The organism is Bacillus cereus group sp. MYBK101-2, from assembly GCF_051918845.1.
Lineage (GTDB): Bacteria > Bacillota > Bacilli > Bacillales > Bacillaceae_G > Bacillus_A > Bacillus_A paranthracis.
Genome location: NZ_JBQAIE010000002.1, coordinates 674,944 through 687,920, shown reverse-complemented (window position 1 = coordinate 687,920; position 12,977 = coordinate 674,944). Strand labels below are relative to the sequence as shown.

Sequence of the window (12,977 nt, the reverse complement as noted above, 5' to 3'; positions counted from 1 at the left end):
TCTTTTTGAACATGTAATTATCTATGAAAATCCTTTAAAGATAAGGTTTTGTAGTCCTTAGCGTACAATTTTCCCGAAATGATATGGTGACCCCTATATGACTATGATATTAACCTTTGGATGATTGCAATGCTTATATTTTGCATTTTTTCTGCGATTTCTGTTCTTATATTTAAGTTACCTAATTTTTGTAGGAACAAAAGCACTCATATGAAAAAATATAGTCAAATAAATAAGCGAAAAAAAGCAAGGAGAAGGCGTCGTAAATAATTTTTTTTATGTTAGGGTTTTTACTTCTAAAAATATCTTAGTATATAATAGCCGCGTTTTTACGTTGGTACCCCTTAATGTAAAATCGAAATAATGTCGTACCGTTTATAAAAAAATTGAATCAAAATGTTATTATTTCAGTTTTTCTTCTTCCGCTAACAGGAAGTTCAGTCCAATAAACGATGTTATAATTTAAATCAATTAGGGGGATAGATTTGAAAAAGAAAATTATTATTCTTTTATGCTTGTTAATTTTTTGTTTGTTAATAGCATATTATTTTTATCAAAATAATCAAAATGAAGAATTCGTTAGATGGGGCGATAGTATACATACTGTCGACACTGAAAAATTAAAAGAGAATGATATTGAATACAAAATTGAAAACGGTAAAGTTTATATTCCAAAAATTTCTCTTAGAAAAGCAACATTTTGCTGTTCCTAATAATAATACAGAGTTAAGTTATATTTCTAATACACAAAAAAGATGTAGATTATTCTACATCTCTTTTTTATTTTATAAGATTCTTAGTTTTATATCTCTTATACCAAATTAGTTAGCAACTTCAATAAAATCAAGATAGAAAAAATAAGGTAACACCCTTATTCTATCTTTATAGTTTCTTTCGATAAATATTTAAAAGCTGTATCAAAATATTCCTTTTTTCCCCAAGTATCTGAATTCCCAATTACAACAAAATATTTTTTTGCTCTGCTTGCTGCAACGTTTAATAGATTCGGAGTGCTGGATGCCCAATCTAACGGTCCTGTTCGCTGATCATCTACTCCTAAAACTAAAATAACTAATGGGGCTTCTTTTCCTTGGAAAGTATGAACCGTTCCGATTTCTATTTTTTTGTTTTCTACTGAATTTTTGTTTAACTGTTTTAACTTTTGAACCACACTTACAAAAGGTGAAATAATGTAGCAATCTTTCCCTGGATTATTTTGCGTAAACTTATTGGCAATCTCAATTGCTTTTTTTCCTTGCTCTGAAATATAGTGATTTCCTGAACCAGTAGTTCTTCCTCCAATATTCAACCATTGACTCATGTACATTGGGTCCTGTACCATATCTTTGTTCTTAGTCGCATGTAACATTTTGTCTTGGTATGTTGTTTTATTACATATCTCAAACATAGGGCTGTCACAACGTCTATGAACACGAAGCGGTGAGCCCAACCACTTTGTGTTATTTTTGGAGTCAATCATTGTTCCACCAAATTTGTTATTAAGATCAGCAAATTCTTGTACACTTACTTCACTTCTAGTTAAATGATGGAAAAATGAGCTTTCACTCGTAATTCCAGCACTTTCGTTTGCTATTAATTTGAGTTGATCATCACTCAACGTTACAACCGGAGGTATTTGTAATGGATCACCTACCACCACAACATTTCTAGAACGCCAAATGGCTCCAATTGCAGATTGTGGTGTAGCTTGACCTGCCTCATCAATAAACAGCCAACCAATATCTTCCGTTTTCAAATCCCTTAAAAATCTTGAAACAGACGCAAAGGTTGAAGAAATTATAGGTGTAAGTAGGAATATGGTATCAAACATTGCTTGAATGAATTCTTCCCTTTGCTTTTCATTAATTTGAGAATCAAGATTCGCTTTTTCTTTCCCACCTAAAAAATAAGCCCTTGCTAAAGTTAAATTTTTTTCTATTTTGTCCTGATTTTCAATTAAGAAAGTACAATATTCATCCATCATTGTTTTGAATAGCTTACTCCGAACACAATTAATTCGATCTTCTTTATTATCACCATCAATATTAACAAATTGTTTTTGTGATGATTGCCACTTTTCGTCATCTATATCATCAAAGTTATCGTTTACTTGCACGGTTTTAATCATACTTGATATCTGTTGTTCTAAACTATCAAAGGAATACTCAGCATCTTCATGTATACTACACAGATCATTAAGCTCATCTGAAATATTTTGAAAATATTCCTTTATATTTGCTGATTTCCCCATTGCGGCTGATATTTTCCCCCAGCGACTTTCGACCTTACTATATCCTAAAAACTTGTAATTGTTTTTCATTAAGTCCTCATCTTTAGGCAAATCCATACTTATATTTTCAACAGCAGCATTATTATTTGATGTTACTAAAATACGGTATTCTTTAAGTTTTGAATGAAATGAATAATAATAATCCTCTTGTCCCTCAGAAAATTGTATTTTTGTAAATAAATCCTGTGTTTCCTTTAAAAACTTTACTTTCTCAAAAATAATATTTGCAAACACATCTTTTAATAATGTAGTTTTACCAGTACCGGGAGGACCGTTTACAGAAAAAATAAAACCCTCTTTTTCCTTTGAATTTGCAATTATAAGATTTAAAGCTACCTGCTGCATAAGTCCTAGAGGAAAACCTGAAGGCCATCTTGTTATTGGGATATTTCGTAAAATTCTTTTTATCTCACTAACACTGTTATTATCAAAAAAGTCTACTCTTTCTCCTGAATTTTTTAATAGTTCCCAGTTATCTAAGGCTAAATATGTCTTTAATGCTTTACCTACCTTTTCATGCTTAATGTTATATTTTACTTCCTCTAAATCTTCAATATAGAAACTATTTACTCCAACATATTCTTTGTATGTAAGTCGAATATTCTTTTCGTAATTCTTATCACTAGAAAATCGAAAAACTCCCTCTTTATCGAAGTGGCTATGTTTTATGTATGATTTCAATGTGCTTTGAATGTTTCGAGAAAGTTCTAACCAGTTTTTATATCTAACATGTATAAATTTTATAGCCCTGGCCAATTCTATGTGTTCTTCAGACTCAGTAAACTCTAAATCATTACTTATTTTACTATAATTTCCACCTTCGATTACTGACGTTATTGTACTTATTAAATCCATCTCTAATTCTTTCAAACTTTTTCCAGGTCGGAGAAAATACTTAATTATAGGACTAACTACCACACTGGATTCTATCGTTGTATCCTTTATTCGCTTAAGCATATGATCTAATTGAATATGAATAAGAAAACTATTAGGAAATCCTTGAAAATCAGTAAAACTAATTTTCTTATCAAATTCATTAGAAAAGTATCTTAACACTTCTTCTTTTGCAACAGGTAAATAGAATAACGATGCTTTTGCATCCATTAAATACTTACCTTTTGCACTTTCTCTCTTTTTTTGTAGAAATATTTGCATATAATTTTGAGGTGAACCATTAGGCCTTATAAAGTCGAAGTAATCAATAGTTGGTTCTTTATGAAAATAATTTTTTAAATTAAAAAGGCTTAATGATTCTTTATCACAATTCATAAAGTTAAAATGTTCTAGTTCAATAAAATAGTTCATTATTTTTGAGGCTAGTTCTTTATGGTTGTTATTCTTAATTTCTTTCTTTTTACTATTAAAAATTAAAGAAAATACTTTCTTTAAACCTCTCATTATGAATCTCCTTTGTTAAAAATATATTTCCACCTAAATTATACCAAAAATTCTATTAGAATATAGGCACATTATTTCTAATTCCCCTATAAGGAGCTAACACTAGTTTTTTATTTGTAATAATTTCACAACCTGGGGTAGCACCACATGCCCATCAAGCTAACCAATTAAATTACTAGATACGAAATGATTCTTGTTTCAAAACTAGCAAGTGTTAAAAAAGTAGGCATGCTAAAGAAGCCTATTAAAATGCGATTTTTTCGCTAGGCAGCTTGTCTATGCTTTACCGTCGTTTTATACACAATCCCTAGAATATCTAAGACGGTCATCTTCTTATACCTATGACATTTACGACCGTTTTTTTTGAGCAGCTGATAAAGGCGATGCAGAATTAATTAAAGGCAAAAATAAACCATTATATGGTTTACTATAACAATTATCGATATCAATGGAACTTAAAAAAGATGACCCCTATTCAATATAGGAATCATCTTCTAATTGCTTAATCTCTTTTTTTAGTGTGTCCTTGACATAGGTACCAGTTTATACAGCCCCATTTTTATTTATACGTTACTTCCACCCCTGTTTTATAATACCCATTCATCACGTCTTCGGGAACCATACTTCCACCAGTTCCCCACACAATATGAGTACCTTTCTTCATCTTCTCTATTAACTGTTGTTTTTTTAAATACGTATCTTCTTTGAATACTTTCACTGGCCCTATCATACCCGCTAATGCAGAAGGTTCTAAATAAATATTTTCTGTATCTGCTAGCTCTTTCAACAATCTATATAACTCTTCATCACTTACTGTGTAATTTCCACTCAAAAATGGTTCTATCGTTTTACCGACAAATCCAGACGGTCTTCCTACCGCTAGTCCGTCCGCGTCTGTTACATTATCGATTCCGATATCTTGAACGGCAATTTTATCATGAAGTCCTGTCATTAAACCGAGTAACATACATGGAGAATGCGTAGGTTCGGCAAAGAAACAGTGTACGTTGTCTTTATACAATAACTTTAAACCAAATGCGACGCCGCCAGGCCCGCCCCCTACTCCGCATGGTAGATAAACGAATAACGGATGTTCTTCATCCACTACAATCTCTAACTCTTCTAATTGTTTTTGTAAACGCGATGCTGCTACTGCGTATCCTAAAAATAAATCATGTGAGTTTTCATCATCTACAAAATAACAGCTAGGATCTGCATCTGCTTGCCTTCTTCCTTCTTCTACAGCTTTACTGTAATCAGCTTCATATTCAATAACATTTACACCTTTGCTTCTTAATAAATCTTTTTTCCATTGTTTCGCGTCTGCTGACATATGAACCGTTACGTTAAAACCTAGTTTCGCACTCATAATCCCAATGCTTAGCCCTAAATTCCCTGTTGAACCGACCGCAATTGAATATTTGGCAAAAAACTCTCTACATGTATCACTATCTAAAATGGAATAATCATCTTCTTCTGTTAACATACCTTGCTGCAAAGCTAATTGTTCAGCGTGTTTCAACACTTCATAAATGCCGCCTCTAGCTTTAATTGATCCTGATATCGGGAGATGACTATCACATTTTAATAATAATTCTCCTAATATAGGTTGCTCGTAATTTTTCTCTAAAGACTGTTTCATAGAAGGTATCTTCACTAAAGGTGATTCTATAATACCGCCTGTGTCTTTCGTTTCAGGAAAAACTTTCGCAATGTATGATGCAAAACGCTTTAACCTCTCCTCCGCATCTTTTACATTCTCTTCACTGAGTGGCGAATCTTTTATTGCCGTTTCATACTTTTCCATGTTCGGATTCAGCCAAAACACTTCTTCTATTTCAATCAATTTATTTAATAGTGGATATTCCTCTTTTAATTTCTCTATTTCCTTCATTCCTCTTCCTCCTCATCACCTTGTAGCTTGCGATTTAATAAATTATAATTAAATTAATTTTAATATAGTTTAACATAAATTATCCACTTTTGTTAATTTTAATTTAATTTATTTAAATATAATTTAATAATTAGTAAGGAGATTTTCATTATGGAAAATATAGATATTGGTAAAAAAATTGAAAAACAAAGAAAAGAAAAAGGTTTAACGAGTAAAGAACTTGCAAAGATGGCTGATATTACACCATCTATGTTAAGTCAAATAGAGCGTGGATCTGCTAACCCTTCTATCCAAACATTAAAAGTACTCGCTAAGGCTCTTGATGTTCCAACATTTAGCTTTTTACTTGAGGATACAAATACAGACGATTTAATTGTACGTTCTCATAAACGCAAAAAAATGATTATCGATAATTTATCATATGAAATGCTATCACCTGATTTCACAGGAAATTTAGCAACAGCAATTATGACCGTCCCGCCGAATACAGCTTCATCAGAAAATGTACTAGAACATAAAGGTGAAGAATTAGCATTTGTATTAGAAGGGAAAATCACATTACATTTAAATGAAGAAGAATACATATTAGAAACGGGTGATAGCGTAAAAATACCCGCTTATTTAAAACATAAATGGGTAAATCAATTCGAGAAAAATGCCATTGTTTTATTTTCTGTTACTCCGCCGATTTTTTAATAGATGTAATAAAAATAGCCACGTGCGGATTCCTCCGCACATGGCTATTTTTATCTTTTCGGCACGTACAAAATCCCTAAACTCATAACACAAAAACTTAGTATTTGCTGCATCGATAAACCAAATAGAACCGAATTCTGTTCATTAACAAGCGAAATAATAATATGAGCAAACCCCTCAATAATTAGAAAAACACTTATATTCTTTCCATTTCCAAGCCTTTCATTTTTCATCCATAACAAGCCCACTATACAAAGAGCCAGAATGATCTCGTATACGAATATAGGATGATATAAAAAATTAGATTCATATACTTTCACACCCCAAGGCAATGTCGTTTGTACTCCTACTTTTTGGTGGAATAGAAAATAAAAAATAATACTCATACATAGCGCAATAGGTAATGCATCAAGTAAAGTACGAAGCGAAAATTGCCCCTTTTTACTTTTCCAAACAATGTATACACTTGCAATTATGCATCCTACTACAATATGTTTCGTACTTCCTATAGCTAATAATGCTTGCAGTGGCGACCTAATAGCCCATACTGGATTTAAAATTGCCGGTGCAAATTTCCATACAAATACGATGATAAGAAAAGTATTTGTTACTGCATCCATCATTTTTTCATATGGTACACTTTCGTTCTTCATCTTTCGTTTCATCAACATAAATCCAAATAAACTTCCAATTATAAGAGATACGGGTTGTAACCTCACGATCCACTCCATCACTATGAAATCCCTTCTTAACTCTCAATTAATTTCTTAAATTTCTCTTCTAATTGATCTGGAGGTAGTACGCCTCGTACTTGCTCTACGATAATTCCATCTTTATTAACAAAAAATGTCGTTGGCAAAGAAAACACTTTATAATCTAATCCGGCTACTCCGTCCATATCTAGTAAAACAGGAAACTTAAATCCGTGACGATCCGCAAAAGCGCTCGCTTCTTGCACTGGATCTCCTATTGTTGCATTTACCGCAAAGATTTCAACATCCTTTTTATATTTATCATACATACGAACTAAGTCAGGTGCCTCCATTTCACATGGACCACACCATGATGCCCAAAAATTAATAAGATATGGTTTACCTTTTGCATCATGTAACGAATACAGCTTCCCATCTAATCCTTTTAATGTTATGTCTGGTGCTTTAAATCCTACTTGTGGTAATACTTCTGTTTTCTGTAATTCCGCTTGTTTCGCTTTTCTTTCTTTTTCTTCTTTCTTTGTATTATAAAAATTCACTCCGGCCCAAATTAATGCCCCAGCCAGTATAATGGCAATTAGTTTCTTCACTTTTCTTCCTCCCAAAACACTACATAAAGTAGTGTTAATTCTTAAAAAAAAGAGGCTATATGCACTCTCCAACAATTAGTACAACCGACATACAGAATAAACCTACTGTTACATATACCGAATTCGTATGTAACGGAATAGTAAGCTTAACAACTTTTTCATGTAACACTTGCTCAATTCGTAAATTGATTGCTGTTTTTGCAAATGAAGCTGTAACACATCGATTTTCCATTGTCTTTATTTTAATTAATTTTAATAACGCGCTACCTAACTCAAACGAAGACTCCATTTTTTGCATCGCATATTTATCAGCAGCTAGCTCCTGATACGTATGATACCGCTGTAACAAGCCTTTTAAGACCGGTATGTACATCATTCCTTCTGCTAATAACGTAAAACAAAATAATTTTAGCGGATCTCGATTGTTTTGATGATATTCTTCATGAAAAATAATCGCATCCATTTCTTCATCTGAAAATGTTTGAAGCATCCCTTCTGACACGACAACTTTCGGACGAAATAATCCAATTGTAAATGCCGCAACTTCCGCAGTCGGCAATATATATATTTGTTTTCCTTTTCGAACGAAGGCGATAAGTACTTTTTGTAATCTTTTAGTATCGAAAAATTGTCGCCATATTCTTTTGCACACGATAAACACATTAAGTAGTAAAAATCCAGCAATTATAATACGAATGAGCGATAATTCTTTCATATGTTTTTCTAACTGAAACAAGCAAAAATTCGAAAGAAAGAACGCCTTATTTTGAAACAGAAATGGATATGTAACGTAATACAATAGCATACTAAAAAAGAGGGAACTAACAATGACTGCTAACAATACGATTTTACGCATTTGCCATTTCATTTCATTAATCCTCTTTTTTTAACTGACTCAATTTATCTTCTAACTTTTTTATTAAAGTCGGATCAACTTGCTCTAACTCATCTAGCATATGATTTACAACTAAATCTCCAAATTCCCCCATCAATTCCTGTGTCATTTTCTTCGTTTGATTGGATAAGAATTCTTCTTTTGTTTGTACAGCACGATATATGCCACTTCTTTTCACAGTCTGTTTTTCTAAATGTAATTTCTCTACTAACCTGTTCATAACTGTCATCACAGTATTAAAATTCACAGGTGATTCTTCGCTTAATTTCTGCTGTACTTCTTTAATCGTAATACCCTCGCTAGACCAAACAATCTCCATAATTTTTGCTTCAAGCGGTCCAAAGAAATGATTTAACCCTTGCTCATTTAGCTTATAGTTTTGAGTAAACATAATGCGGCTCCTTTCACACTACGAATTGTAGTACAAATTACATGAAAGGTCAAACGTAAATGATATATACAAAAATGAACTACCTATCATAGGCAATTCCATTCATTTTAAACCTAATTTTTCACCAAATGTATCAAAGAGATACTGCTCTAATATTTGTACACTAAACTTCTCATTACGTCCAAGTGCAAACAATTCCCGATCTTTCGCTACGATAGTATCTAACGGGATAACGACATTATCCACTATTTTTGTAATTTCAATGATGTTACTTTTTACATTTACCTCTGTTTTAAATTCAATGTTTTCTAATACGATATGTGAGCGTCTTCCTGATGCAAAAAAAGTAAAGTTAGGATTTTTATAAATACCAATTTCACTCTCTAGCGGATATAAATACTGAAAAATGATATCTCTATGTCCATCTTTTATTATTTTTTCATCCTTCTCATCATCCAAGTATTCCTTCACCTTCGTTGTAAATTCAAATCGAAAATCCACTTTTTTCACGCTCCCTCTTTGTATTTTTATATTAAATAAATATATTGAAATAATTTTACCATATTGTAATACAACTTCCTATTAAAAGTAAAAACTCATTTGTAAAATCTCTATTATTTCCAATTCTTTTTTAAAGGATAAGCACTCATTCAATATGAATACATGCTTCTTTATATCCATTTAAACATATTGTTTCCATATTTTGAAACAATAGTATGAAGTATTATATATTAATAAATTGTTTCTAATTCATTTCCCAATATAACCAGCCTTTGCTTTACTATTCCGATATATTTAAACTATATTTTCTACTTAATCATTACATCACAGAAGGAATGTAACTCTCTTCTATCGAATTTTTATATAACGAAAATGATTAGGTGGTGCTTTACTATGAAATTAGCTGTCATTGGTGGCGGTGATTTACAAGATTCAAATCACTCGCCTATTAATGAGCGACTTATAGAATTAACAAATAAACAGTATCCGAAAGTATTATTCATTCCTACAGCTAGTCATGATGATGAAAGCTATATAAAATTATTTTTAGACACATTCGAAAAACAATTACACTGTGACGTACAAATTTTACGTATTATAGCCGATACACCTTCTAAATATGAAATAGACGAAATGATTCAGTCTGCTGATTTAATTTATCTCAGTGGCGGAAACTATATTCAAATGATTACAGAATGGAAAGAACATAAGCTCGATGAAAAATTACTATCGGCTCTGCAGCAAGGAACACTCATTGCAGGATACAGCGCTGGCGCTATGTGCTGGTTCACATCTAGTATCCGCTCAGATTATGGAGGTTCTGGTTATATAGAGAGCAACGGCTGGGGCATTGTGAACAAAAGGTTTTGTCCACATTATAATCAATTAAATAGAATGAACGCCTTCCATTCCTTTTTACAAAATCATCAAGGTAATATAGAAGGCATTGCACTAGAGGATAATTGCGCCTTATATATTACAGAAGAATCTTTTGAAATTATCGGTGAACCAGAAAAAGCGTGGGAGTTTTACATGAGTGATAATAAACTCATTAGACAACATTTTGATATTACTTTAAAAAGCTATTTATAAACATACCTTTACAAAAAAATGTCCCTAAGTAAAATAACTTAGGGACATTTTCAATATTTAACTCACTAATCGTGTAATTCGTTTCTTCTGCCATGAAAGCTTATAATATGCATATTGCAAGATTAAGCTGACAATAAATGCTGCTGGGTATCCAATCCATATCCCTTCTATGCCAAGACTTGTATGGTAAGAAAGGTAATACGCTACAGGTACTTCAACAAGCCAAATTGATACGACGCCAATAACAGTTGGCCATAATACTGTACCGCTTGCTCGCATTGTCGCACTAATAATTTGCGCATGACCGAAAATTAAATAACTCCATAATGTGATCATAACTAGGCTATGAGCAATTTCAATTGTAGTTTGACTCGTTAAAAATAGTGCTAGAATGTCTCTTGAGAACAAGTAAATGAGAGATATTAGCACACCACCGATGACGTAGTTCATAATAATTCCAGCCTTCACAACTTTCTGCAATCGATCAAATTGATTCGCACCAATTGATTGTGCAGCAAAAATGGAGACTGTAATACCAAGGCTAACGGCTGGCATTTGTACATAACTTGCAACTTGGTTCACAACGCCATATGCCGCTGTTGCATCCGAACCGTAACGATTTACAAACGCGATTACCGCAATTTCTGATAATGAAACTAATATCATATTAATACTCGCTGGAATACCGAGTCGTAGTAATAGCTTTAATAAACCCCAATCCATTCGAAGATATTTCCTTACCGTACTATCTAATTGTAGTGGGTGATTTTTCTTCTTTAAATACACTAACATGACAATAAACGTAATAACTGTAGATATAACAGAGGCATAGGCTGCTCCATAAACGTCTAATTTCGGAGCTCCTAACCATCCAAAAATAAGGATTGGTAATAAGATCATATTTAGCGCTGTACTTACAATTAAAAAGTAAAATGGCGTTTTAGAATCTCCTGTACCTCTCATAAACGTTGTGTATGCGAAATATAAAAATAAGATTGGCATCGATATAAATAAAATACGTGCATAATGTACACTTATTTCAATAATATTTTCTGGCGTTCCCATAAGGCGCATAATATCCATTGCAAAAATACTACCTACTATCGCTAACACAACTCCAATAATAAAAGTAAATGTCAACGTCGTACCAACAATCGCTTTTAAACGATCTTCGTTTTTTGCCCCAAATGCCTGACCTATTAAAATAGAACTACCTGAACCAATACCAATTACAAATGAAACGAGTAAGAAAAATAGAGGAAAGAATGCCGATATGGCCGCTAAATCATTCACTCCAAGCCATCTTCCTACTACTACCATACCGAATAATTGTCCAACTGATTGTAGTACATTACTTAATAGTAACGGTACTAAAAACATGGACATCGATTTCCAAATCGGTTTACTCTCACTTTCTAACTTATGTGACTCCGCACCTTCTTTATTGTTATTTGTAGGTGGTTTCAAATTTCATTTCTCCTTTTATTAAAAATCTGTTTTTCAACTTACATCTTTTTGTATATTTGTTGTAATGGTGTGCTTCTATTCATATTCTTTCCTATGTTATTATAACTTCACCCAATATTGGCTTCCATCAGCTGTTCTATCTAAAAACCCGTATTCGATTAAATATCTTCTTAAAGTTACAAAATCCGGATATACGCTTTCTATAATAGCATTTACTTCTTTTTCAGTGTACTTTTTATGACTATCAAACTTCTTCACTAAATGACGTAATATAATTAATTTACGCTTTTGCTTTTTTGGAAATTTAGAAAGCGGTCCATCTAATCCCTCTGTAAAATGCGTTTTTAATACTTCATCATTTTCTTCTTCTGTAATATTGTAACGATCATCTACCATCGTTGCTGTTCTATGAATGGGTACAAATTTCGTTTGTACTTTTGATTTTTCTTCTGACAGTTCCATTAACGCTAAAAACACTTTCGCTTGCTTCATTTTCTCTCGAAGTGTAAAACGATGATTGCGGATGGTTGAAGTACTTCCGCCATCCATCTCTTTCACAATCTCTTTGTCATTCAGCCCCATATGGAAAAACTGAACCATCTTCTTTTGCAAATCCGTTAAACCCGTATACTTCTTATCAAGGTTTAATAAATAGTCAAACATAGATGTATGTTCGTTTTGCACATGCAATTGTACAAACTTCTCTGCTTCATACAAAACTTGATTATCTTGATAAATAACACCCTTAATAAACGTTTCTCCACAAGCTAAACAAATATACTCTTCCGTTTCCTCATCAAACACATACCCTTTTTTCAATTCCTCTACCGACGCATCCCAAAACTTCTCCGAAATATCGCTCATACTAAACACTCCTTTAAAATGTCCGTTTTAAAATAAACAAATTTCAATAACGTTTATTATCACTTCATCATCTTAACATAAACGAAATAAACATTTCAATGTTTCGTTTACCTATTTTTCAAACCTTTATAAAAAACGTCTATAAAATATTCTTTAAAAAGGACATGAAGCAATAAAACGTGTGAA

12 protein-coding genes and 1 pseudogene are annotated in these 12,977 nt (G+C 32.4%); 4 read left to right on the top strand and 9 right to left on the bottom strand.

Annotated elements, in window-relative coordinates:
* Nucleotides 1–485 precede the first annotated feature (485 nt).
* The gene (locus tag ACTFSI_RS08945; RefSeq protein WP_044790517.1) at nt 486–713 is read left to right on the top strand and encodes a hypothetical protein; all 228 of its coding nucleotides are present in this window, start codon (nt 486–488) and stop codon (nt 711–713) included.
* 158 nt (nt 714–871) lie between these two features.
* On the opposite strand, the gene ACTFSI_RS08940 is transcribed toward ACTFSI_RS08945, so the two are convergent.
* Nucleotides 872–3,688, bottom strand: coding sequence for an AAA domain-containing protein (locus tag ACTFSI_RS08940; RefSeq protein ID WP_440045336.1), 2,817 nt, complete (start codon nt 3,686–3,688; stop codon nt 872–874).
* A gap of 407 nt (nt 3,689–4,095) precedes the next feature.
* On the opposite strand from ACTFSI_RS08940, the pseudogene ACTFSI_RS08935 reads away from it, so the two are divergent.
* Nucleotides 4,096–4,194: pseudogene (locus ACTFSI_RS08935) on the top strand (IS3 family transposase); the annotation flags it as partial.
* Between the two features lie 53 nt (nt 4,195–4,247).
* Here the strand turns inward: ACTFSI_RS08935 and dsdA are convergent.
* Complete coding sequence (gene dsdA / locus ACTFSI_RS08930; protein WP_440045335.1) at nt 4,248–5,582, bottom strand: D-serine ammonia-lyase; 1,335 nt, start codon at nt 5,580–5,582, stop codon at nt 4,248–4,250.
* Nucleotides 5,583–5,732: 150 nt separating this feature from the next.
* Here dsdA and ACTFSI_RS08925 point away from each other — a divergent pair, with 150 nt between their 5' ends.
* Nucleotides 5,733–6,278, top strand: coding sequence for a helix-turn-helix domain-containing protein (locus tag ACTFSI_RS08925; protein ID WP_000427640.1), 546 nt, complete (start codon nt 5,733–5,735; stop codon nt 6,276–6,278).
* A gap of 50 nt (nt 6,279–6,328) precedes the next feature.
* On the opposite strand, the gene ACTFSI_RS08920 is transcribed toward ACTFSI_RS08925, so the two are convergent.
* The 5 genes from ACTFSI_RS08920 to ACTFSI_RS08900 all read right to left on the bottom strand — a co-directional run bounded on the left by ACTFSI_RS08920 (nt 6,329) and on the right by ACTFSI_RS08900 (nt 9,368).
* Nucleotides 6,329–7,009 (bottom strand): prolipoprotein diacylglyceryl transferase family protein, encoded by a 681-nt coding sequence (locus tag ACTFSI_RS08920; protein ID WP_139895824.1) that lies wholly within the window; start codon nt 7,007–7,009, stop codon nt 6,329–6,331.
* Nucleotides 7,010–7,026: 17 nt separating this feature from the next.
* Nucleotides 7,027–7,581 carry a TlpA family protein disulfide reductase gene (locus ACTFSI_RS08915; protein ID WP_139895823.1) on the bottom strand — a complete coding sequence of 185 codons (555 nt, stop codon included), beginning with the start codon at nt 7,579–7,581 and terminating at the stop codon, nt 7,027–7,029.
* Between the two features lie 55 nt (nt 7,582–7,636).
* On the bottom strand, nt 7,637–8,449 hold the full coding sequence (locus tag ACTFSI_RS08910) for a M56 family metallopeptidase (RefSeq protein ID WP_139895822.1): 813 nt from the start codon (nt 8,447–8,449) through the stop codon (nt 7,637–7,639).
* 4 nt (nt 8,450–8,453) lie between these two features.
* Nucleotides 8,454–8,867: a BlaI/MecI/CopY family transcriptional regulator gene (locus ACTFSI_RS08905; RefSeq protein ID WP_000495065.1), complete on the bottom strand. Its 414-nt coding sequence runs from the start codon at nt 8,865–8,867 to the stop codon at nt 8,454–8,456.
* A 102-nt stretch (nt 8,868–8,969) separates the two neighbouring features.
* Nucleotides 8,970–9,368, bottom strand: coding sequence for a DUF3942 family protein (locus ACTFSI_RS08900; protein ID WP_001983153.1), 399 nt, complete (start codon nt 9,366–9,368; stop codon nt 8,970–8,972).
* Between the two features lie 393 nt (nt 9,369–9,761).
* Between ACTFSI_RS08900 and ACTFSI_RS08895 the strand changes: the two genes are divergently transcribed.
* Complete coding sequence (locus ACTFSI_RS08895) at nt 9,762–10,460, top strand: peptidase E (protein WP_044790522.1); 699 nt, start codon at nt 9,762–9,764, stop codon at nt 10,458–10,460.
* Between the two features lie 57 nt (nt 10,461–10,517).
* On the opposite strand, the gene ACTFSI_RS08890 is transcribed toward ACTFSI_RS08895, so the two are convergent.
* A complete protein-coding gene (locus ACTFSI_RS08890) occupies nt 10,518–11,927 on the bottom strand; it encodes an MATE family efflux transporter (RefSeq protein ID WP_044790523.1) in 1,410 nt (469 codons plus the stop codon).
* Between the two features lie 99 nt (nt 11,928–12,026).
* Nucleotides 12,027–12,791 (bottom strand): DUF2087 domain-containing protein, encoded by a 765-nt coding sequence (locus ACTFSI_RS08885; protein ID WP_440045334.1) that lies wholly within the window; start codon nt 12,789–12,791, stop codon nt 12,027–12,029.
* Nucleotides 12,792–12,977 lie beyond the last annotated feature (186 nt).